This window comes from Flavobacterium sp. FG68 (assembly GCF_057808895.1).
The window spans coordinates 230,091-253,143 of the sequence record NZ_JBMDIY010000001.1; the positions used below are offsets into that span (position 1 = coordinate 230,091).

A 23,053-nucleotide genomic window follows, 5' to 3' on the forward strand; every position below is an offset into this window, starting at 1 on the left:
ATGAAAAAAATTTTACTCGCCTTTATTATTTTATTCTCATTTCAGTTGTCTGTTGCACAAAATTCTAATGAGAAATTCTCGATTACTTTTAAAGATGAAACTTTAGAAAATGCAATCAAACGTATTGAAGCAGCAACATCTTATAAATTCTATTTTGATCCAACATGGGTTAATGCTAACAAAGAATTAATTTCCGGAGTTTATACTGATGCAAAAATCGACGATGTACTTAATTCAATTTTAAGCAAAACTGATTTGAATTATATTGTTCTTAAAAACAAAGTAATTCTAACACTTAACAGTACAATTCACGATACCTTACCGTCTAATTATTTTAGCGATGCTCCAGTCGAAACGAATCAAAATAATGGAAATGATAATTCAGACAATCCAGTATTTCATCAGCAGTATGATTCTTTAAACAGTTACAGCGTAACTAAAAAAGCTTCAATAGTTTTCATCGGAAAAGAAAATAAAGATTCTGTTAAAAGAAATTTTACCGTTTCTGGTACCGTAAGAAATGACGAAACCGGAAAAGCTGAACCTAATATTTACATTAAAGTAAGAGGAAAAAACATCAATACTTCTACTGATCTTGACGGAAATTATAGTTTAATCCTTCCACGCGGAATAAACGTTATTGAAGTAAAATCTCTTAGCCATAAAGAGGTTGTGAGAACTTTAATGGTTTATGATGACGGAAAATTTGATATTGGAATCAATGAAAGATCAAATCAATTAGACGAAGTTGTAATTAAAAAGAAAGGTCAAAAACAAACAGAAACAACTGTTTCAGGATTAGTTTCTATTGACATTGAAGGAATTAAAAACGTTCCCTTGATTCTTGGAGAAAGAGATATATTAAAAGTTGCTACAACATTTCCTGGTATTAAAACTACCGGAGAAGGATCTGCAGGATTTAATGTTCGAGGCGGAAAAGACGACCAAAACCTTATTCTTTTAGACAACGCTGTTTTATATAATCCGCAGCACTTTTTAGGTTTTTTCTCGGCCATAAACCCTTATACAGCAAAGAAAGCAGATATTTATAAAGGAAGTATTCCGGCAGATTTTGGAGGAAGATTATCATCAGTATTTGATATCACAACAAAAAATGGAAACCCTGAGAAATTTTCAGGTGAAGGAGCCATTGGTCCAATTACTTCGAATCTTACGCTAAGTATGCCTATCGAGAAAAATAAATCAAGTATCATTTTTGGAGGTAGAGCAACTTATTCAGACTGGATTTTAAAATCTCTTGATGATGAAAATTTAAAGAATAGTCAGGCCGGATTTTATGATGGAATTCTTAAATACAACAATCAAATCAATGCTAATAATAACATTGAAGCAACTGCTTATTACAGCCATGACCGCTTTAGTTTAAGTTCAGATTCTATTTATAAATACAGCAACAGACTTGCTTCTTTAAAATGGGATCACACTTTCAGTAAAAAGAGCAAAGGGGCTTTAATTTTTACAAACAGTGAATATAAATTCAATATTGACTACGATTCAAGTGATATTAATGCATTTGATTTTGGATATAAAGTGAACGAATCTCAATTGCAGTTAAAATTGAATTACCAGCTTAATCCAAAACATACTTTATCTTACGGTATCGCCAGCAAATTATACAATATTTCGCCAGGGTATCAGCATCCGAAAAAGCCTGAAGCTACTTTAATTTCGACAGATATCGAGAAAGAAAGGGCACTGGAATCTGCTCTTTATTTAGCCGATAGTTATAAGGTTAATGATAAATTATTAGTTGATTTAGGATTAAGATATTCTTATTATGCTTCTTTAGGGGAAGCTAATGTGAATAGCTATCAGCCTGGTTTGCCCTTGAGTGACGAAACAGTAACGGGAACAACTCATTATAAAAAAAATGAAGTGATAAAAACCTATGGCGGATTTGAACCTCGTTTAGCCGCACGTTATTTTATTACTGAAGATTTATCTATAAAGGCAGGTTATGATGTTACGCGCCAGTACATTCACCTTTTATCAAGTAACGTTACACAATCTCCAACAGATACCTGGAAATTATCTGATTCTAATGTAAAACCTCAAACGGCACAACAAGTTTCGTTAGGTCTTTTTAAAACATTAAATGACGAAGAATACGAAGTAAGTCTTGAAGGATACTACAAAAAATCTAAAAATATTTTAGATTATAAAGTTGGAGCGCAGCTTTTATTGAATCAAAATGTTGAAACTGAATTATTACAGGGTGAAGGAAAAGCTTACGGAGTTGAATTATTATTGAAGAAATCAACCGGAAGATTAAACGGATGGATTGGTTATACTTATTCTCGTACTTTAATAAAGCTTGACAGTCAGTTTAGTTCAGAAATTGTAAACAACGGCAACTTTTTCCCTGCAAATTTTGACAAACCTCATGATTTAAGTGCGATTTTAAATTATAGATTTACAAAGCGTTATAGTATATCTTCTAATTTCTTATATCAAACCGGAAGACCAATTACATACCCAATTGGAACATTTCAATATGGAAATTCACAATATACGCTGTATAGCGACAGAAATGCTTACAGAATTCCGGATTATATTCGTTTAGACATCGGTCTTAATATTGAAGGAAATCATAAAATTAAAAAGTTAGCTCATAGTTTCTGGAACATTTCAGTTTATAATGTTTTAGGAAGAAATAATCCATATTCAATTTATTTTGTAACAGATCAAAATGGAAAAGTAAAAGGATATAAAACGTCTATTTTCTCAATTCCTGTTCCTAGTATTACTTATAATTTTAAATTTTAATAATGAAAAATTATAAACTATATAGTGTTCTTTTTCTCTGTTCAGCTTTTATTTTGAATAGCTGTACAGAAACGTATCCGTTATTAACGAATACTTATGAAGAAGCTTTAGTGGTAGAAGCAACGATAACAAATGAATTGAAAAATCAGGAAATTAAACTTACTAAAAGTGCCAAATTTGAAGATGAAAACTATCTGACAGAGAGCGGCGCGGAGGTTTACATAACAGACAACTCAGGAAACAGATATGATTTTGAAGATCAATCTGATAAATATGTATCAACAGTTGCATTTCAGGCCGTACCCGGAACGCAGTATCAATTGCACATTAATACAAAAGACGGCAGATCTTTTGAGTCATCTCCGGAAACACTTTCGACAGTAACTCCTATGCAAAGCGTTCAAGCGGCTGTAGAAAAAGATAAAGACGATAAAAGAGGAGTCGGTATTAGAGTTAACAGTTTTGATCCTACCAGTAAATCACATTATTACAGATATGAATATGAAGAAACATATAAAGTTGTAGCACCAAAATGGGTTCCTACTAAGGCTTTTATCAATCAAAACGGAGGACTTACTTTTGGTCAAAATGATCCTAATACAAAAACTTGTTACGGAAATAAAAAAAGTACCAATCTGCTTTTATTAAATACCACTGATTTAAAAGAAGATCGTGTTGATTACCTTCTCCGTTTTATAAGCGATCAGGATTATATAATCACAACCCGATACAGTGTACTGGTAAAACAATATGTCGAAAGTTTAGCAGCATTTAACTATTACAGCACACTAAAAAAAATATCCGGAAGTGCGAGCCTTTTATCTCCAACACAACCCGGAATTGTATTAGGCAATTTAAAATCTGCAAAAAATCCAAACGATAAAATTGTTGGATATTTTGATGTGGCATCAGTATCAATTGAAAGAATTTATTTTAATTATAATGATTTATTTCCTGGTGAACCACCGCCTCCATTTTATACCGATTGTCAGGAATTTTGCTATGCCAATTATCCTTTTAGTCCAGATCCATGTACACATTCTGGCGGTTATTTTGACGACTTAGAGATGAACAACATCACTTATTACTTAAACGGTAGATTTTATTATTGGGTATATTCACCATGCGGAGATTGTACCACAATTGCATCAAATATAAAACCAACGTTTTGGGTAGATTAAAAAATATAAATTTTAAAAAATAAAAATAGATTCTTCAAAATCAAAACAAGAAAAAACTATTTTAAACAAAGCCATGAATATACCTTTTAATAAAATATTAATCCTATTACTTATTTGCTTTTTCGCAAATGGCTGTACTGAAACTTATCCGTTACTTACAAACACTTACGAAGAAGCTATTGTGGTAGAAGCTGCATTGACCAACGAACTTAAAAATCAGGAAATTAAAATAACAAAAACTTCTAAATTTGAAGACAAATCGATTCAGGTAGAAAAAGGTGCCGAAGTAATCGTTAAAGACAATCAAAACAATTCTTATTTATTTGAAGAAAACGCTGGAGTTTATGTTTCGCAAACACCATTTCAGGTTTTACCAAACAGACAATATACTTTAGAAATTAAAACCACAGATGGAAAAGTATATGAATCAAGTCCTGAAATACTTCCTGCAGTAAATCAAATTGAAAGTATAGTTCCGTCGGTTATAACAAACAAAGACAATCAAGTTGGTGTTCAAATCAACGTTAATAGTTATGATCCTGCCAGAACTTCAAAATATTATCGTTTTGAATATGAGGAAAGCTATAAAATTATCGCACCAAGATGGTCATTATCCAAATTAACAGTAACCGGTCCAGAATCTGTAGCACTTATTCCTAATTCGGCTAATACCAAAACTTGTTACTCAACAAAAAAATCTACCGATATTATTTTATTAAGCACAAATGACCTTACCGAAGATCGCGTAAACTTACCAATACGTTTTATTGAGGAAGAAAACTATATCATCGGACATCGATACAGTATTTTAGTTAAACAATACGTCGAAAATTTAGCAGCCTACAATTTTCATAGAACAATGAGGGATATTGCTGGTTCAGGCAGCGTTTTATCTCCTAAACAACCTGGAGTACTTTCTGGAAACATAAAATGCATCAGCGATTCTAACACAAAAGTTATTGGTTTTTTTGATGTAACTTCTGTTTCAGAACAAAGAATCTTTTTTAATTATAATGATATGTTCCCGGGAAAACCGGCTCCCTATTTTAATCCCTGCGAAGACATTCCTTTTAAGTTTTGTTTTGGTGGAGAAGGCTGCAACGGAGAAGATATGATTTTTAATGTTGAACAAAATCTAATGAGCTATTTTTTTAATACCGGAACAAACTACATCTTAGTAGACGTCGTGTGCGGAGACTGTACATCATTTTCATCTAACGTAAAACCTTCATTTTGGATAGACTAAAACACATATTTTTATTGTTTGTATTAATTAATACACAATTAAGCAGCGCACAACAAACTATCGCAGTAGATGAAACTGTTTTCATTCATACAAATGCAACAACACTTGTTTCTGGTGAAACTTTGTTGTACAAAATCTACTGTTTAAAATCATCTGATAAAACACCAGCCAATATTAGCAAAGTTGCTTATGTAGAATTGGTTGACGATAGTAAAAAATCCGTTTTTAAAACAAAAATTTCTTTAGAAAACGCAAGCGGTCAAGGCGATTATTTCATTCCGACAACTTTAAAAACAGGAAGTTATAAACTAATTGGCTACACAAACTGGATGCTGAACAAACCGTTTTCGGAGTTATTTCAGTTAAACATTAATATCGTAAATCCGTATAAAGTTGACGAGAAAACTGTTGCCGCAAATATTTTAGCTAATGGTTCAAATACTTCTGACGAAAATTTAACGAATGAAAATGTTTTAATTAAACTGAATAAAAAAACATTTACAAACCGCGAATTTGTTGATTTGAAGATTCAGTCTTTAAATAAAAATTTTGAAGATGGAACGTATTCTCTTTCAGTTCGAAAATTAGATAATATTCCAACTCAAAATCAGGTTTCGGCTGTAAAATTTGCAGCAAATCCATCTTATCCCGTTGTGTTAGACTTGCAAAAACAGAATCAAAAAGTAATTTTACCTGAGCTTAGAGGTGAAATTATTTCAGGAAAAATCTCAGCAAAAAATAATAGTGACAAAGTCGATAACATTTCAGTAGGATTATCTATTCCGGGAAAATCATTTGCTTTTGAAGTGGTAAAAACGGACCAAAACGGAAACTTTATTTTTAACGTAAATAAAACATTCTATACCTCTAATATTGTTATTCAAATTATTGATGAAAAAGCAGGTAATTATGATGTCGCTGTAAACAATGCCCCTGAAATTGATTATGCTCAGGTATCTTTTGAGAAGGATTCGAAATTATCTTACACATTTAAAGAAAGTCTTTTAGAAAGATCTATTTCGAGTCAGGTTGAAAATGCTTATTATCATAAAAAAGTAGACAATATCGAGAAAGCACCAACATCAGAATCTTTCTTTTATCCAATAGCAAAAGAATATATTCTGGATGATTATACAAGATTTAAAACTTTAAAAGAAACTATAACCGAAGTTGCAGTCGAAATTTATTCTAAACAAAAAGACGACAAACTTTATCTGCATGTTAATGACCCAAGTGTTTTTCCGCAGTTTCCTGAATCAGCACTTGTTTTGGTTGACGGACAATATTTAGAAAACCAAACTGATCTTGTAACCTATAATATGAAAAATGTATACAAGATTGAAGTTATTGTGGGAAGATATTATGTTGGTTCAAAATCATTTAATGGTTTGATCAGTTTTACAACTTTTGACAGAGATTTCAAAAGCACACAAACAGGTTCTTCAATCATAAAACCAACTATTTTAAGACCACAGCCAAAAAAGATATACAACAAAGTAAAATACGAAAATACTGCTGACAACCAAAGAATTCCTGATTTTAGAAATCAATTATTCTGGAACCCTGATGTTCAGTTAAATAAAGATTCTGAAACTTCATTTTACACTTCTGATCTTTCGGGCACTTTTGAAATAAGACTTGAAGGTTTTACTAAAAGCGGAATCCCGGTTTCTGTAAAAGAAACTATTGAAGTTCAAAATACCACAGCAAATTAATTGATTTTTTTAATTTAAAAAACATCATAACATACTGAAAACCTGTCTATTTCCAGACAGGTTTTTGATTTTTGAAAAAAAAACAAATTATTTTTGATACAATTTGTAACTTTTTTGAAACTTCTTACGTATAACCACTTGTACACTTAAAAATTGAGGAGACAAATAACATGAGACAACTTAAAATCACCAAGCAGGTAACCAATCGTGAAACTGCATCGTTAGATAAATATCTACAAGAAATCGGAAAAGTTGACCTGATTACCGCTGATGAAGAGGTAGAATTAGCACAAAGAATAAAGGCTGGTGATCAAAGAGCTTTAGAAAAATTAACAAAAGCCAACCTACGTTTCGTTGTATCGGTTGCTAAACAATATCAAAATCAAGGATTAACTCTTCCTGATTTAATTAATGAAGGAAACTTAGGTCTTATTAAAGCTGCACAGCGTTTTGATGAAACTCGTGGTTTTAAATTCATTTCTTATGCCGTATGGTGGATTCGTCAATCGATCCTTCAGGCTCTTGCAGAACAATCACGTATTGTTCGTTTACCATTAAACAAAATTGGTTCTATCAATAAAATCAACAAAATGTATGCGTTATTAGAGCAGTCTAATGAGCGTCCGCCTTCTGCTGAAGAAATTGCAAAAGAACTTGACATGACTGTAAATGACGTAAAAGAGTCTATGAAAAACTCTGGTCGTCACTTATCAATGGATGCACCTCTTGTTGAAGGTGAAGATTCTAACCTTTATGACGTTTTACGTTCTGGAGAATCTCCAAACCCGGACAGAGAGTTAATTCACGAATCATTACGTACTGAAATCGAGCGTTCGTTAGAAACATTGACTCCTAGAGAGGCAGATGTTGTACGTTTGTATTTTGGTCTTGGCGATCAGCACCCAATGACTTTAGAAGAAATTGGAGAAACTTTCGACTTAACTCGTGAGCGTGTTCGTCAGATTAAAGAAAAAGCAATCCGTAGATTAAAACATACTTCAAGAAGTAAAATCCTTAAAACATACCTAGGATAACAATATTAAATTTCAATATTTTTAAATTCCAAATCCCAACCAACAATTGGAATTTGGAATTTTAGATTTGGAATTTTAAAGCAAACAACAGTTTGATTGACTGTTCGTTTTTTGATTGATGATTGAAACTCCGGCTGATTACCGGAGTTTTTTATTTATAACATCAAATATTTTAAGATTTAGAAGTTAATCTTATTGTTTTTTAAGCAAAACTTTTTCCTGAGTAAATTGATAAGCTGCTTCTAAAAAGTCTACTATTTTGTTCCAATTTGCATTAGGCTCGTAGTAATTATTATATTTCTTAACTGTTTTAATTATTAGTTTATTATCTTTTAAAACAGCTGTACTACTAAATTCTCCCGTTGAATTTTGAACTTTTTTATTTAATTTTTCAATTCCAGAAATTTTATATCCTGCAGGAATTTCAAATACAATTTCATTTTCAAAAGCTCTTGGAAATGGCATATATACATTATTCTTTCTATCAGCTTCTTTTTTATCAATTTCAAGCTGGTTCGTCAGCATTTTTCCAATTTCAACAATATAATTTTCACCTGCTTTTTTGATGAAATTATTTTTTATAACAAATTCTTCTTCATATGAAACTGGAGAATTATCGCCATATCTTCCGGTATTTGTAATTTTAATTGTTGGATTTTCGATTTCAAAATCAAACTCTCCCGAAAGAGATTTTTTCTCGTCTTCTTTTTGAATATCTTTTAGTTTGTTTTTCAAAGCATCAAACTCTTTGTTATATTGTTCGCGCTTGCTTTTACTCCCTACTTTATCTATAACTCTTTCAGTTCCGTATTTTTGATAATCTTCTTCTACGTAATCATAAAACTTCAATTTGTCTTTTTGTTCATCGCTTTTAAAATGTCCGTAAAATTCTGAAGCTCTTTTAACATTCAAACTAGACAAATCAGCATCCATAGAAACATTCGTAACGACTTTTGTAATATTATCTTTAACGGTAGTCGATGGCAAATTCACTTCCTTTACATTTGCAATAGTCCTGTTGCTGACAAAATCCATTATGTAACCTTTGGTATTTTCTAAATTGTAATCAATCGTTCCGGGTGTGGTAAATGGGTTACAATATTCAAGATATAACGGAGTTGGTGTATTGATTCGTAATAACGGTGTCAGGTTTTTTTGAATCAGCAATTCATCCAGAGAACCATTATTTCTGGCTGTCGCCAATACAATATTGTAATCAATTTTAAACTCTTTCATGTAAGCCATAAAATAGGATATAAAAGACCATTCGTTTGAAAAGAAATCAGGATTCTTGTACATTGCATACGAATTAAAAATATCTGCCTCTTTAATTACTGCCGATTCAATAAATTGTGTGTAATACTGATGTCTGGCAAATAAGTAAACTGCTTTTATTTTTTCTTCTTCACTTTCAAAAGTTTTTCCTTTCAAAAACTTTAGTGTTTCTCCTAAATCAAAAACAGCATGAAATTTCTTTTCATAATAATCGAAAATATCATCTTTATCGACTGTTTTTCTAAAAGATTCATTCTTTTTAGGTAAAAATATCTGGGAATTATACGGAACAGCATCACCTGATTTTTTTGCAAAAAATACCTGAAATTTATAACAAGGCAGCTCAACTAACGGATAAAACCATCTTGGGAACTCTTCTTTTTCAACATTTTGAGCCGTTAATTCGTATGCTTTAGTATGTTTTTTTCCAGATTCAACTTCTTTTAATTCAGGTGCACCATGGTAAGTATTAAAGTTAACATAGAAATCTTCTTCAACTAAAAATTTCATTTTCCTGCTCATAATAGGATATACATCTCCTAATGTATTTTCAACAGGTTCAAAATTCTGAGTCAGACTGGCAAATGGCTCATAAGAGTAGTAATAATAATCTATAATATCTCCTATTTCAAGACCATTTATAGCTATTTTTTTCTGGTCGTCAACCTTCTTTGCATCTTTATCTACATCAACCTCAATTTCTTTTCCGTCTGGCTTAACAATTTTAACTCCTAAAAATGTTGTTCCTTGTTTATAGCTATATCCTCTTGAAGAATAAAACTTGTTTTTAAACGAGAATTCCGAAAATTCTTTAACCGAATTCTCATCCTGAAGCTTTAGTCTTTGTCTATAAGCACTTGTAAACACTACTTTCACACCAGAATTATGATAGTCATAATGTTCATATTTATAAATAATAACTGCCGACTCATTCTTCCATTTGTCTGGAGTTTTGGTTACCGTTTTAAAAGTATCTGATTTTCCCCAAAAGAAATCTTTTACTTCGGTTTTATCCTGTGAATAAGAAGAGAAACAAATTGTAATAAAGAAAATGAGTAATGTTTTATTCATACTGTTTTATGATTTTGTAAAAATTATTTGTTGGTTATAAATTGTTTTAAGGTTTTTATTGAAGTCATTCCATTTTGCCATATCGGTTTTTTTAACCACGGCATTTTTAAACACAAATTGCTTTTTGTAAACAATCTCTTTACCAACTTGTTTAAACGAAATCAGAACACTGAAATCTTCTTCATTTACATTTAGGCTTTCAGGTAATTTACTCAGTTTATATCCATCAGGAATCGCCAAAACTACATTCGACTCGTAATTTGTTTTATAATTTAGTTCGTAATTTGTTTTTCTGTCTTTAAACTCAAAATTTTTATATTCATCCATATAGGCTAAATCTATAAAAATATCATTATCAAATTTTGAAACTTTATTTTGAACGTCTAAATCATAATTCAGAGAAAGTTTTAAATCTCTGTTTTTTAAATCTGAGGTTTTAATATTTTTAGCTGTAATATTTTTATCATTTCCAGAAAGGTATTTCTCCAAAGTTTCACCTTTTTTATTATTCTCAAAAGAATTAAAAATATTTAAAAACTCCGTTTTACTTTCGCCCGAATAGGTTTTAGAGCAGCTTCCGCTCAATTTATCATTGTCAACAATTAATTTGGCATTGTAAATTTCTTTATTTAATTCACTGCCCGAAGCAGGAACTTTTTTAATGATGAATTTATCTCCGTCTTCAATCATTACTTCTTTATTTTGAATTCTTTCCGCATCTTCGCCAAAAGAATTATACTTCTCTGTACCGTCAATAAAATAGGTTTTTCCTTTATAAAACAACGTACAAATCATATGGTTGTCAACTGCCAGAGAAGGCGTCGTATAATCATACAAAATATGCTTGGTTCCTATCCAGGTAAGTCTGGCATCAAATCCTGCCAATTTTAGCATTTGTTTACTAAGGTTTGCCATTCCTTTACAATCTCCATATCTTTTTTCAAAAACGTTTTGTGCTTCATCTGGTTTAAAACCCGCAATTCCGTCTTCAAATGCTATGTATCTAATATTATCCTGAACCCAGTAATAAATATTCTTGATTTTTTCTTCATCCGTTTTTGCCGTAGCTGTCAACTCTTTAACTTTAGCGGCAAGCAGACTTGTATCGTCCTTCATAGAATCTACCAATGATTTATACCATTTATACAGATCTGCCGTCGAATTAAAAAGCATCGTCTCTTTATCTCTATGTTTAAATGATTTTGCTATAACCAGAACATGCGGATAGATATAACTTCTTCCCGGTGCTTTTTTCTCTTTATAAAAAGCATCAACATTTTCCATTACATACGTATAAATTGTAGTGCCGTTTCGATCGTCACGTGTTTTAGTTTTAGAAATAGTATTTCCATCAAAATTAAATTCCTTCAATTCTAAATTTAACCAGTCCGGAACCGTAACTGTAATCTCTTTTTTGATAACCGGAAACTCATCATTAAAATACAAAGAGGTAAAATACTTAATATCATTGTATTTTTTTTCAAGCTCATAAATATAACTGTAACCCTGAACCGGAAAATCTACGTCCATATACTTTACACGAGCATCATTGTAGAACAAATCGTTGTCTTTGTAAAACTGATCTTTTATTGTAAAACTGGTATTTTTTTGATTTCTGTATTTCAGAATAAAACTTTCAATTGAAGATTCGCTGTCATAAAACTCATATTTATTAATATCAGCTCTATGATTAATGTTCATTAAAACTTCCCTCACAGAATTTTTAACCACAACTTTAGCATCGCTTTTGTTAAGTTCAAACGTAATGTTTTCTTTGCTTTCTAAAACGGCGACATCATCTTTAGAATATTTTTCTCTAAGTGATTTTGCTAATTGAATATCTTCTGCTGTAGGGTCTAATGCCTTTTGACTAAAGAGCATATTTGCAGACAAAAAAAAGGTAATAATTGAAAGTAGAGTTATTTTCATCAAGTAGGATTATTTGCCGCAATTTACAAAAAAACACATACGAATTATTTATTTCCTTTTTTAGATTTACTATATTTCTTTCTTATTTTTTTAATTAAAATAATAAGAAAATCTTAATCTATTAAAAATAAATTTAGCAAAACATAAACCGCTTAAACTTATAAAAACTTTACCTGAATCCTTGCTCTTGACAGCTGTCTGGATTACGGCTAAAAAATTTTATCTTTGTAAAAAAACACACCACTACAAAATGAAAAATACTCTTATTGCTCCTTCTGTTCTTGCTGCCGATTTTGCGAACCTGCAGCGTGATATCGAAATGATTAACATCAGCGAGGCCGATTGGTTTCATATTGATATTATGGATGGAGTTTTTGTTCCGAATATTTCTTTTGGGATGCCTGTTTTAGAAGCCATTTCTAAACATGCAAAAAAATATATTGATGTACATTTAATGATCATTGATCCGGATCGTTATATTAAAACCTTCGCTGATTTAGGCGCTAATGGTTTAACCGTGCATTACGAAGCTTGTACACATTTACACAGAACATTACAAGCTATTAAAGCCGAAGGAATGAAAGCGGGAGTTGCCATCAATCCGCATACTAATGTTGACTTGTTAGAAGATGTTATTAATGATATTGACTTGGTTTGTGTAATGAGTGTTAATCCAGGCTTTGGCGGACAGTCGTTTATTGAAAACACTTATGATAAAGTAAAAAAACTAAAAGCTTTAATTACACGCAAAAACGCATCAACGCTTATCGAAATTGATGGTGGCGTAACCAACAAAAATGCCAAACAATTAGTAGAAGCCGGAGCCGATGTTTTAGTAGCCGGAAGCTTTGTTTTTAAAGCAGAAAACCCAACTGAAACAATTGCTGATTTAAAAGTCCTTACTACTTTTTAAGTTTTTTAAATTGGGGAAGAAATCAATTCCAGTCATTTTTTCCAAAGTCTCGATAGGAACTACGAAATCATAAATTGGTTTATCGCTGTCTTCATTCGGAACCAAAAAAGCGATGGCTTTATGTTCCTTTCCTGATTTGGCTAAAACAATTTTATAAAAATATTTAGGAACAGAAACTTTCTCTGTTCCTATTTTTTTATCTGAATCTTTCAGGATTCCGCAAGTAACTACATAAATGTCATTGTATTTTCCTGCCCAATAACGTGTTTTCTGTTCAATTCTATTCCAGATTCCGCTGTTAAAATCATGTCTTTGCGGCGAAATATTCGAAGTATAAAAAGTGTCATTATAAGCATCTTCGCTAAATTCCATATCGCCCGCAGGACAAAGATGCCCTTTATCATAACCAGATTTTTTATAATTTCTCCAGTCTGCAGAACCTGTTGTTACTTTTGGGTCTTCAATAAAATACGGACGTTTGTAATTTCCGTTTTTTAGATATTCTTTCTTTAATTCATACGCTACCCATTCGGCCTGCTCAAACTTTTCATTATAAGAAAGTGTATAATATTTATGTTGTACGATTTGATTTGTAGTTGAAGTTGGCTGATAAGCAATCGAATATAAAGAACCCGTATTACTTTGGTCAGAAACAAATGAATTTTCTGTTTTTGCTATTTCTGTTTCAACAACAGTTTCATTTTCCTTTTTACAGGAAAGTAATGCTAAACCAATCAATCCGCAGACTAAAATACTTTTCATAAATATTACTTTTTCTTTTAAACTAAAAAACGCTTCATAAATTACTTTAAGAAGCGTTTTTTAATAACAAATTAAACATTTAAAATCTTTAAGATTTTACCAATTTATCTTTTTTCATTTTAGGAGAAACGCCAGCTTTTACTAAAGATTTAGATTGTAAGTCATCTAAAACATTTAATGCTTCTTCAACATAAACATCTTTAGATAATGCCTGGTGCCAAGCTTCTCTTTTTTCTTTCAATGTAGCATCATTATTCATTTCAACCTCTTCATAAGGCAATGATTTAAACACTAAACTGTTTTTATAATCAGAAATTGGTTTGTATTTTTTTCCTTCATTTTCAACTTGTTCCTGAGTTTGTTTAAAACTGTTAATGTTCAAGCTGTATATGTTTTCTTTATTCTTAACATCAATCCATTTTGCATTATCTTCAATTAATTTAAATTGAGGATTTTGTAAAATTCTATTTCTACTTTTTTCGATTGCTTTTGTAAAGTTTTCGTTAGAAGTCCAGGTACTGTAATCTGCCGGGTCAATTTTATCCCATGGCATTGCATTGTCAATATCGCGCTCTCCCATTTTTAAGTAAGCATAACGATCTGGCATAACCACGTCACTATGAACACCTTCTAACTGAGTTGAACCTCCGTTAATCCTATAGAATTTTTGACCTGTAATTTTCAAAGCTCCTAAATCTCCATAATTTGCATTACGAACAAATTGGTTCAAATCAAGTACATTTTGTACCGTTCCTTTACCGTAAGTTTGTTTACTACCAATGATAACACCACGTTTGTAATCCTGAATTGCAGCTGCTAAAATTTCAGAAGCCGAAGCAGAGAAACTGTTCACCATAATTACTAATGGCCCGTCCCACTCTATTTTTTTATCTTTATCGTATAAAACTTCTTTCTTTTTACCAGCAGATTTTACCTGAACAATTGGTCCTTCTTCAATAAATAAACCTGCAATATCAACCACTGTAGAAAGAGATCCTCCGCCGTCATCACGAACGTCAAGAACGATTCCGTTTATGTTTTCTTTTTTCAGTCTTTCAACTTCAAGAGCAATATCTTTTCCGGCATCACGACCGTCTTTGTTTTCAAAATCGATATAAAATTTAGGCAGGTAAATAACGCCGTATTTCAATCCGTTTTTCTCAACAATACTTGATTTTGCATACGTTTCTTCAATTTCAACAACATCTCTGATAATTGAAATTACTTTGATACTTCCGTCCACTTTTTTAACGGTAAGTTTAACTTCAGTTCCTTTATGACCTTTGATTTTTTTCACAACATCATCTAGACGCATTCCAACCACATCAACAGGTTCTTCGTTTCCTTGAGCTACTTTCAGGATTAAATCTCCCGCCTCAAGTTGTTTTCCTTTCCAAGCTGGTCCGCCAGAAATTAACTCATCAATTTGAGTAAAGTCATTTTTCTTGGTTAATCTTGCTCCGATTCCTTCTAATTTTCCGCTGATGTTTACATCAAAACGATCTTTTTCTTCTGGAGCAAAATAACTTGTATGCGGGTCAAAACGAGCCATGATTGAATTCAAATACACTGAAAACCAGTAATCTTTATTCAAATCTTTAATTACACTAAAATTATCATCTAAAGATTTTAATGAACTTTCGCGTGTATCTTTCTCCAAAGCATCAAAAGATTTTTCCTGATAAGAAGGATCTTTTTTCTTTTTCTCTTCTTCAATTTTTTGCTTTGTTACAAGAGATGAAAGTGTAGATAATTTAATTTGTTTCCTCCATCTTTCATTGATTTCCGTTAAGTTTTTTGCATACGGAAGTTTCTCATAATCTGCATTAAAAGTCTCATCTGTTGTGTAGTTAAATGGCTGCGCTAAAATCGTTTTGTAACGTTTTTTGCTTTCTTCCATTCTCTTCATCAGCCTTGTATAAGTCAAGTTGAAAAATGTCAAATCTTTATTCAAAAACTGATCGTCCAGCATTAACTCATATTGTTTAAATTCATCAATATCAGACTGCAGGAAAAATCGCTTCGAAGGGTCTAATGCCTCGATATAATCTTTAAAAATACCTTTCGAAAATTCGTCATTTATTTCAGCCGGGCTGTAGTGTCCTTTTTCAATAACAAAAGCCAGTAATTCTAATAATGTCTTGTCTTTATTTGGGTCCGGATCATCATTCTTGTCAGCATTTATTTTAAAAGCAAACAGGGTTAAAGACAAGCATAATACGGCTATAAGTATTTTATAATTTCTTTTCATAAACTTAATAATAGCATTCATCAAATTTTTTAATCTAAGTTACGGTAAAAACTATGCCAACATGCCAAGATCAGTATAATTTTTTGTTAAAGATATAAAAATGTTTGATGCTTAAAAGTCTTCTGGAATTTAGTTTACAATTTTTATTTATTTGTTAGTATTCTACCAAAATCTGTTACTACATTTGCTCTAACAAGCTTTTATTTTGATAAATCAAAAATGGAAAATGAAGTATGAAAGACGAAAAACCTTTAATATTAGTTACGAATGACGACGGAATTCTGGCTCCCGGAATCAGAGCTTTAATAAACGTTATGGAAACTATTGGCGATGTAATTGTGGTCGCTCCAGACAAGCCTCAGAGCGCAATGGGACACGCAATTACGATAAACAATACTTTATTTCTGGATAAAATTTCTAAAGATGGCGATTCGATTACAGAATACAGCTGCTCCGGAACGCCTGTTGACTGTGTAAAACTTGCTGTTAATGAAATTTTAAAACGAAAACCGGACTTGTGTGTTTCGGGAATTAATCACGGATCAAATTCTTCTATAAATGTGATTTATTCGGGAACGATGAGCGCCGCTGTCGAAGCCGGAATTGAAGGGATTCAGGCGATTGGTTTTTCTCTTTTGGACTTTGACTGGAATGCCGATTTTGAACCTGCTAAAGCATTCGTGAAAAAAATAGCGTTGGAAACATTAAAAAATAAACTTCCGGCCGGAGTTGTTTTAAATGTTAACTTTCCGAAATTGAGCGAAAAAGAAATCAAAGGAATAAAAATCTGCCGTCAGGCGAAAGCCTATTATGCGCAGAAATTTGACAAAAGGCAAACGCCTTACGGTAAAGATTATTATTGGCTAACGGGCAAATTTACTAATGAAGACAATGGCGAAGATACAGACGAATGGGCGCTTGAAAACGGATATATTTCGGTAGTTCCTGTTCAGTTTGACTTAACGGCACATCATACAATGCAGCAACTTAATACTTGGAAATTAAATGGATAAAAAAGAACTCGTAATCGGATTTATTGTTGGAATTTTTACTTCACTTCTTGGAAGTTATTTGTTTATCAAATTTTTTACAAAGTTTGATCTTCCAGCCGGAATTCAAACTATTAGAGAAATGGGATATTTAGGAAAAGTGATTACAATTGGGGCTGTTTTAGATCTTCCTGTTTTTTTAATTCTCTTAAAAAGAAACAAAGAAATGATGGCGCGCGGCGTGATTTTAGCCGTGATTGTTTTAGCAATTTCGACCATAATTATTTAAATCCTATCTTTGTGCTGCAATAAAAATTCGTTGATATGAAATATTACATAATAGCTGGCGAAGCTTCTGGAGATTTACACGGTTCTAATTTAATGAAAGCATTATACGAAGAAGATCCTCAGGCCGACATCAGATTTTGGGGCGGTGATTTAATGCAAAAAGCCGGCGGAACATTGGTAAAACATTATCGCGAATTGGCTTTTATGGGATTTGTTGAAGTAATTTTTAACTTAAAAACTATTTTAAACAACATCAAATTCTGCAAAAAAGATATCTCTGAATTTAAACCGGATGTTTTAATTTTTATTGATTATCCGGGCTTTAATATGCGTATTGCAAAATGGGCTAAAGAACTGAATTACAAAACACATTACTATATTTCTCCTCAAATTTGGGCTTGGAAAGAAAACCGAATCAACGCTATTAAACAAGACGTTGACAGAATGTTTGTGATTTTGCCTTTTGAAAAAAGTTTTTACGAAGACAAACATCATTTTCCGGTAGATTTTGTTGGACACCCTTTAATTGATGCTATTCAAAATCAGCCTGCTTTTAATGAAACCGCTTTTAGAGAAGAATATAAATTGGGAGAAAAACCAATTATTGCTGTTTTACCAGGAAGCCGTAAACAGGAAATTACTAAAATGCTGAGTGTTATGCTAAGTGTTGTTGATGATTTTCAGGATTATGAATTTGTTATTGCCGGTGCGCCAAGTCAGGATTATGAATTCTATCAGCAATTTATTAAAAATAAAAATATTGCCTTTGTTTCAAATAAAACGTATGATTTATTGCGTTCTTCAACTGCGGCATTGGTTACCTCCGGAACCGCAACTTTAGAAACGGCTCTTTTTAAAGTTCCCGAAGTGGTTTGTTATAAAGGAAGCGCGATCTCTTATCAAATTGCCAAACGAATTATTACTTTAAAATATATTTCGCTTGTCAATTTAATTATGGATCAGGAAGTTGTAACGGAACTGATTCAAAGTGAATGCAATACAAAACGAATCAAAGAAGAACTGAACAAATTACTTGAACCTTCTCACCGCGAAAAACTGCTTAAAAACTATGATATTTTAGAACAAAAACTAGGCGGCGTTGGCGCAAGCAAAAAAACAGCTAAACTTATTGTTGCCGATTTAAAATCTTAATTATTTCTGTTTTGAAAAAAATACTCGTTTTCTTTCTTTTATCAATCGTATTGGTTTCTTGTAAATCGACTTCGACTGCTGTGAGCAAAAACGAATCGAAAAAAGAAAACAGATCTGTTGTAAAAAATTTAATCGAAACTGCGACAGATAATATTGGCGTTAAATACAAAGCGGGCGGAACTACAAAAAGTGGTTTTGACTGTTCTGGATTAGTGTATACGACTTTCGAATCTGAAAATATAAAACTGCCGAGAAGTTCTTTTGAACAGGCAAAAATTGGAAAAGTAATTCCGCTGAATGACGCCAAAAAAGGCGATTTGATTTTCTTTAAAACAAATAAAAGCAAGCAGATCAATCATGTTGGTCTTATTACCGAAGTAAATTCAGATGAAATTAAGTTTATACATTCTTCTACTTCAAAAGGTGTAATTATTTCTTCTACAAAAGAAGCTTATTATAAAAATTCGTTCGAACAAGTTAATCGGGTAATCGAATAAATAAAATATATTTATTTTCTTACAAATTTTTAATACTTTTAAGCCATGAAAGTATTAGATTTTCCTTTAGCTAAAATTACAATTAGCTTTCTTTTTGGCATTTTAGTTTCTTATTATTGCCTGCCTTCCATTCAAGTTTCATTTATTTCACTTGGAATTTGTTCCTCATTATTTTGCATTAGTTTTTTTCTTTCGAAGAAAAACAAAAAGACAAATCTATTCTTCGGAATAAGCAGTTCTCTTATTTCATTTTCCACAGGAATCTGCGTTTTGCTTATCCATACGGATACTTTTGATAAATCGAATTATACACATTCGAAAACAGCTTTTGAAAAGCCTCAATTTATAACTTTTATATTACGGGAAAAACTCAAAAGCAACGATTACAATGATCGATATATCGGGCTTGTAAATATGATTGAAAACAAAACTTATTCAGGAAAAATTATTGTCAATATTCAAAAAGACAGCACCCAAAATTCCTTAATAATTGGAAATACAATCAAAGTCAAAACTACTTTACAAAAAACAGCTTCGAGTAAAAATCCGAATCAATTTGACTATGCTAAATACTTAGCCGATAAACAGATTTATGCACAGGTTTATTGCAAAAAATCAGAAATCAAAATCAGCCAAACCATCAAAAAAGATATTTGGTATTACTCTGGCCGACTCCACGCTACTATTTTAAAAAATCTGGAAAGCGCTCATTTTAGTAAAGATGAAATGAATGTGGCATTAGCTCTTATCTTGGGACAGCAGCAGGAAATTTCAGCCGATATTATAAAAGATTATCAATATTCTGGAGCAACGCATGTTCTTTCAGTTTCAGGCCTGCATGTTGGCTTTATAATGCTTTTTATCATGTTTATTTTAAAACCAGTTCCCAATACCCGAAAAGGTTCGGCAATTAAATTGGTTTCGATTTTAATTTCGCTTGCGGGTTTTGCTGTTATATCTGGTTTATCTCCATCCGTTCTGCGTTCGGTTGTCATGTTTTCTTTTGTGGCCATTGGAAATCATCTTCGCAGAAGCGGAAACATTTATCATACGTTATTAGTTTCCATTTTATTGATCTTACTTTTTGAGCCTTATTTCTTATTTGATGTTGGCTTTCAATTAAGTTATTTAGCATTATATTTTATAGTTTGGCTTCAGCCGATATTAAAGAAAATCTGGTCGCCAAAAAACAAAATCGCAATTTATATCTGGGATTCTTTAACGGTTTCATTTGCTGCACAAATTGGAACTTTACCTTTATGCCTTTATTATTTTCATCAATTTCCGGGATTGTTTTTTGTTACCAATATTATAATTCTTCCTGTTTTATCTTTCATCATGATTGCCGGGATCATTGTGATGCTTTTTGCAATGTTCAAAAGTCCGCCCGAAATTTTGGTTTACATTTTTGAAAAAAGCGTTTTCATTTTAAACCAAATGATTCATTATGTTGCATCGTTTGAATCTTTTGTTATTCAGGATATCAGTTTTAATTTTTATTACTTGGTAACGCTTTACTTCGTAATAATCAGTGCAATAATCTGTTCAAAGAAACCTAGTTACACTAAACTCGTTGTTGTATTTGTATCAATAATTCTATTACAGCTTTCTTTCATTTACACTAAAAAAGAAACCGCAGATCAAAAAGAGTTAATTGTTTATAATATCAAGAAGAATACCTTAATCTCAAAAAGGTTCGGCAATAATATCACACTTTTTACGAGCGATACGACTAGAGACAAAAGCTCAAAAAACAATGCTTTCAATTCTTATTTAGTGGGCAATTTTAGTGTTTTAAATAAATCGCAGCGAATTGGGAATGTCTTGTTTTTTAATGGAAAGAAAATCTCCATAATTGACAGCACGGGAGTTTTTGAAAATAAAAGCCAGCCTGATATTGTGATCTTAACGCAGTCTCCCAAAATAAATATGGATAGAGTTTTAACCGAATTACATCCTGAAATTATTATTGCAGATGGAACAAATGCGTATGCAATTCAAAAAATGTGGAAATTGAGCTGCGAGAAAAAAAATATCCCTTTTCATGCTACCGCCGAAAAGGGATTTTATAGCTTAAATTAATCCTTTTTATTCTGGATTTAATATCAAATTAGAGTCTGAAATAAAAGCTTTTACTCCATTTGAATTATACGGAAGTCTCCCTAATAAATTAAAAGCAGTTTTGCCATTTCTAATGGAACCGGTTGTATAACAAACCTCCGGAAGATTGGCAACGCCAAATGCATTTTTTAATTTAATGTTCTGCTCTTTAATTTCACTCGACACTGCGGCATCAGACAAATCGAGTTTTAATAAAATAACGTTTCTGCGGGACCATTTTTCAAATTCTAGTGTTTTAAAAACTTCATTTTGTAAATTTTCCGGGGCATTAGCAGCGGTAAAAAAAATCAATAGTGGTTTTCTTTCTTCATTACTTAAGGTAATGGCATCAACCACACTCGTTTTCCATTCTAAATTTTGCGATTCGGCAAAACATGTTACTAAAAAGAATAGCATGATAAGTAGTTTTCGGGTCATAGTTTATTGGTTTTTGGCTGGTTAATAAAACTAAATTAACACAAAACCTGTTGCCAACAATCTCCATTAAAACAAATAGTTACAAAAAAAACGCATTAAAATGAATTTAATTATTTAAGATTCTTTATTTGAAAAAAACGAAAAATTTACGGTCTTAAAATATTAAATGTACAATTTACATTTTAGCTTGTTTAAAAAAAATATCCCTTTTCAACATAATTGAAAAGGGATTCTACAAATTAAACTAAGAAACTTAATTTAAATTATTACTCACTCGGATGCAGAATATTGTTTGATTCTGCAATCCATGCTTTTGCACCTCCTGGTTTGTATGCAATTTTACCAAGAGCGCTAAAAGTTGTTTTGTTTTTTCTTATCGAAGCCATCGCATAACATACTTGCGGAAGATCATCAACTCCAAAGGCATTTTTTAATTTAATGTTTTGTTCTTTATCTCCGTCTGAAGCTGTAGCGTCTGATAAATCTAATTTTACAAGAATTACATTGTCACGCGACCAAACGGCAAAGTCTGGGGTTTTAAATACTTCGTTCTGAAGATTTTCTGGTACACCTGAGGCAGTGAATAAAATTAACATGGGTTTTCTTTCTTCATTACTAATTGCAATTGCATCAGTCATGTTTGTTCGCCATGCAAGCGTTTGTGCGTGCATGAAAAATGAACCTAAAAAAAACAGTAGGATAAGTAATTTTTTAGTCATATTATATATTGGTTTTGGTTAGTATAGCATGACGAAATTAACACAATATTTTAATTATCCAAATTTAATTACATCAAAAATTACATTATATGTTTTTTTATTTATAAATAAATATTGAAATAATAATTTAGGCTTAACAAATGAAAATCTTTTCCTACTAAACAAAAAAACTCCTTACATTACTGTAAGGAGTTTTATATATAATCTTGATTTAAAAATTAAATTCTTTACGATTTCTTAGGATGAACAATTCCATCTGCAACTGTTAACCAAGCCGATGGACCTCCGGCAACATATCCTGTTCTGCCAAGGCCTGTAAAATTAACTTTTCCATCTTTTGTTTGTGCGCTTGTAAAAAATACAGTTGGAAATCCCTGGATACCAAAAGCCTGCTGCAGCTCATTATTTTGGCTTTTAAGCTCAGGCGTTTGAGGTACAGCTCTTGGATAATCCAATTCTACTAAAACAACATTATCAGCAGCCCATTTTTTAAATTCCGGAGTTTTTAAAACTTCGTTTTGCAAACGAATACACCATCCGCACCAGTCGCTTCCTGTAAAGAACAACAACATAGGTTTTTGTTCTTTATTACTTACTGTGATTGCTTCTTTTACATCAGTATACCATTTTAGTTCCTGAGCCTGAGTTGCAAATGCTCCAACTATAAAAAAGGCTATTAGTAATATTCTTTTCATAACATGTGATT

The 23,053-nt window shown here is 31.7% G+C and carries 18 protein-coding genes; 11 read left to right on the forward strand and 7 right to left on the reverse strand.

The features are described 5' to 3' along the window. The 5 genes from ACODSB_RS00990 (at position 1) to ACODSB_RS01010 (ending at position 7,963) form a co-directional block, all read left to right on the forward strand. Positions 1-2,787 carry a TonB-dependent receptor gene (locus tag ACODSB_RS00990; protein ID WP_488935675.1) on the forward strand — a complete coding sequence of 929 codons (2,787 nt, stop codon included), beginning with the start codon at positions 1-3 and terminating at the stop codon, positions 2,785-2,787. Between the two features lie 2 nt (positions 2,788-2,789). Then, positions 2,790-3,968, forward strand: a complete 1,179-nt coding sequence (locus ACODSB_RS00995) for a DUF4249 domain-containing protein (RefSeq protein ID WP_488935676.1) — start codon at positions 2,790-2,792, stop codon at positions 3,966-3,968. Positions 3,969-4,041: 73 nt separating this feature from the next. Further along, complete coding sequence (locus tag ACODSB_RS01000; protein WP_488935677.1) at positions 4,042-5,214, forward strand: DUF4249 domain-containing protein; 1,173 nt, start codon at positions 4,042-4,044, stop codon at positions 5,212-5,214. Between the two features lie 14 nt (positions 5,215-5,228). Then, on the forward strand, positions 5,229-6,929 hold the full coding sequence (locus tag ACODSB_RS01005) for an MPN domain-containing protein (protein ID WP_488935678.1): 1,701 nt from the start codon (positions 5,229-5,231) through the stop codon (positions 6,927-6,929). Positions 6,930-7,099: 170 nt separating this feature from the next. Beyond that, positions 7,100-7,963: a sigma-70 family RNA polymerase sigma factor gene (locus ACODSB_RS01010; protein ID WP_007804760.1), complete on the forward strand. Its 864-nt coding sequence runs from the start codon at positions 7,100-7,102 to the stop codon at positions 7,961-7,963. Positions 7,964-8,155: 192 nt separating this feature from the next. Here the strand turns inward: ACODSB_RS01010 and ACODSB_RS01015 are convergent, their stop codons facing one another. Continuing rightward, the gene (locus ACODSB_RS01015) at positions 8,156-10,309 is read right to left on the reverse strand and encodes a DUF3858 domain-containing protein (RefSeq protein WP_488935679.1); all 2,154 of its coding nucleotides are present in this window, start codon (positions 10,307-10,309) and stop codon (positions 8,156-8,158) included. 6 nt (positions 10,310-10,315) lie between these two features. Next, the gene (locus ACODSB_RS01020) at positions 10,316-12,238 is read right to left on the reverse strand and encodes a transglutaminase-like domain-containing protein (protein ID WP_488935680.1); all 1,923 of its coding nucleotides are present in this window, start codon (positions 12,236-12,238) and stop codon (positions 10,316-10,318) included. 250 nt (positions 12,239-12,488) lie between these two features. Here ACODSB_RS01020 and rpe point away from each other — a divergent pair, with 250 nt between their 5' ends. Then, the gene (rpe, locus tag ACODSB_RS01025) at positions 12,489-13,151 is read left to right on the forward strand and encodes a ribulose-phosphate 3-epimerase (protein WP_488935681.1); all 663 of its coding nucleotides are present in this window, start codon (positions 12,489-12,491) and stop codon (positions 13,149-13,151) included. Here rpe and ACODSB_RS01030 read toward each other — a convergent pair. Both ACODSB_RS01030 and ACODSB_RS01035 read right to left on the reverse strand, forming a co-directional pair. Continuing rightward, positions 13,128-13,913, reverse strand: coding sequence for a DNA/RNA non-specific endonuclease (locus ACODSB_RS01030; protein WP_488935682.1), 786 nt, complete (start codon positions 13,911-13,913; stop codon positions 13,128-13,130). The genes rpe and ACODSB_RS01030 overlap by 24 nt on opposite strands. 88 nt (positions 13,914-14,001) lie before the next feature. After that, entirely contained in the window at positions 14,002-16,185 is a 2,184-nt protein-coding gene (locus ACODSB_RS01035; RefSeq protein WP_053470022.1) for a carboxy terminal-processing peptidase, read from the reverse strand. A 212-nt stretch (positions 16,186-16,397) separates the two neighbouring features. On the opposite strand from ACODSB_RS01035, the gene surE reads away from it, so the two are divergent. From surE to ACODSB_RS01060, 5 genes are read left to right on the forward strand one after another with little or no spacing between them, the layout of a single operon-like run. Continuing rightward, positions 16,398-17,177, forward strand: a complete 780-nt coding sequence (surE, locus tag ACODSB_RS01040; protein WP_488935683.1) for a 5'/3'-nucleotidase SurE — start codon at positions 16,398-16,400, stop codon at positions 17,175-17,177. Then, on the forward strand, positions 17,170-17,442 hold the full coding sequence (locus ACODSB_RS01045; protein WP_056207642.1) for a hypothetical protein: 273 nt from the start codon (positions 17,170-17,172) through the stop codon (positions 17,440-17,442). Before surE ends, ACODSB_RS01045 begins: the two co-directional genes overlap by 8 nt. 35 nt (positions 17,443-17,477) lie before the next feature. Next, entirely contained in the window at positions 17,478-18,593 is a 1,116-nt protein-coding gene (lpxB, locus tag ACODSB_RS01050; RefSeq protein ID WP_053470019.1) for a lipid-A-disaccharide synthase, read from the forward strand. An 11-nt stretch (positions 18,594-18,604) separates the two neighbouring features. Continuing rightward, complete coding sequence (locus tag ACODSB_RS01055; protein WP_488935684.1) at positions 18,605-19,090, forward strand: C40 family peptidase; 486 nt, start codon at positions 18,605-18,607, stop codon at positions 19,088-19,090. A gap of 45 nt (positions 19,091-19,135) precedes the next feature. Beyond that, positions 19,136-21,172 carry a ComEC/Rec2 family competence protein gene (locus ACODSB_RS01060; protein ID WP_488935685.1) on the forward strand — a complete coding sequence of 679 codons (2,037 nt, stop codon included), beginning with the start codon at positions 19,136-19,138 and terminating at the stop codon, positions 21,170-21,172. Between the two features lie 6 nt (positions 21,173-21,178). Here ACODSB_RS01060 and ACODSB_RS01065 read toward each other — a convergent pair whose 3' ends face one another. The 3 genes from ACODSB_RS01065 to ACODSB_RS01075 all read right to left on the reverse strand — a co-directional run bounded on the left by ACODSB_RS01065 (position 21,179) and on the right by ACODSB_RS01075 (position 23,042). Beyond that, a complete protein-coding gene (locus ACODSB_RS01065) occupies positions 21,179-21,628 on the reverse strand; it encodes a thioredoxin family protein (protein WP_488935686.1) in 450 nt (149 codons plus the stop codon). A 266-nt stretch (positions 21,629-21,894) separates the two neighbouring features. Next, entirely contained in the window at positions 21,895-22,347 is a 453-nt protein-coding gene (locus ACODSB_RS01070; RefSeq protein WP_053470015.1) for a thioredoxin domain-containing protein, read from the reverse strand. A gap of 227 nt (positions 22,348-22,574) precedes the next feature. Further along, positions 22,575-23,042: a thioredoxin family protein gene (locus ACODSB_RS01075; RefSeq protein ID WP_053470014.1), complete on the reverse strand. Its 468-nt coding sequence runs from the start codon at positions 23,040-23,042 to the stop codon at positions 22,575-22,577. Positions 23,043-23,053 lie beyond the last annotated feature (11 nt).

What these genes read in the sequence shown, in the direction of transcription:
- ACODSB_RS00990 (WP_488935675.1), top strand. Translation starts at nt 1, where the DNA reads ATGAAAAAAATTTTACTCGCCTTTATTATTTTATTCTCATTTCAGTTG.
- ACODSB_RS00995 (WP_488935676.1), top strand. Translation starts at nt 2,790, where the DNA reads ATGAAAAATTATAAACTATATAGTGTTCTTTTTCTCTGTTCAGCTTTT.
- ACODSB_RS01000 (WP_488935677.1), top strand. Translation starts at nt 4,042, where the DNA reads ATGAATATACCTTTTAATAAAATATTAATCCTATTACTTATTTGCTTT.
- ACODSB_RS01010 (WP_007804760.1), top strand. Translation starts at nt 7,100, where the DNA reads ATGAGACAACTTAAAATCACCAAGCAGGTAACCAATCGTGAAACTGCA.
- ACODSB_RS01015 (WP_488935679.1), bottom strand. Translation starts at nt 10,309, where the DNA reads ATGAATAAAACATTACTCATTTTCTTTATTACAATTTGTTTCTCTTCT.
- ACODSB_RS01020 (WP_488935680.1), bottom strand. Translation starts at nt 12,238, where the DNA reads ATGAAAATAACTCTACTTTCAATTATTACCTTTTTTTTGTCTGCAAAT.
- rpe (WP_488935681.1), top strand. Translation starts at nt 12,489, where the DNA reads ATGAAAAATACTCTTATTGCTCCTTCTGTTCTTGCTGCCGATTTTGCG.
- ACODSB_RS01030 (WP_488935682.1), bottom strand. Translation starts at nt 13,913, where the DNA reads ATGAAAAGTATTTTAGTCTGCGGATTGATTGGTTTAGCATTACTTTCC.
- ACODSB_RS01035 (WP_053470022.1), bottom strand. Translation starts at nt 16,185, where the DNA reads ATGAATGCTATTATTAAGTTTATGAAAAGAAATTATAAAATACTTATA.
- surE (WP_488935683.1), top strand. Translation starts at nt 16,398, where the DNA reads ATGAAAGACGAAAAACCTTTAATATTAGTTACGAATGACGACGGAATT.
- ACODSB_RS01045 (WP_056207642.1), top strand. Translation starts at nt 17,170, where the DNA reads ATGGATAAAAAAGAACTCGTAATCGGATTTATTGTTGGAATTTTTACT.
- lpxB (WP_053470019.1), top strand. Translation starts at nt 17,478, where the DNA reads ATGAAATATTACATAATAGCTGGCGAAGCTTCTGGAGATTTACACGGT.
- ACODSB_RS01060 (WP_488935685.1), top strand. Translation starts at nt 19,136, where the DNA reads ATGAAAGTATTAGATTTTCCTTTAGCTAAAATTACAATTAGCTTTCTT.
- ACODSB_RS01065 (WP_488935686.1), bottom strand. Translation starts at nt 21,628, where the DNA reads ATGACCCGAAAACTACTTATCATGCTATTCTTTTTAGTAACATGTTTT.
- ACODSB_RS01070 (WP_053470015.1), bottom strand. Translation starts at nt 22,347, where the DNA reads ATGACTAAAAAATTACTTATCCTACTGTTTTTTTTAGGTTCATTTTTC.
- ACODSB_RS01075 (WP_053470014.1), bottom strand. Translation starts at nt 23,042, where the DNA reads ATGAAAAGAATATTACTAATAGCCTTTTTTATAGTTGGAGCATTTGCA.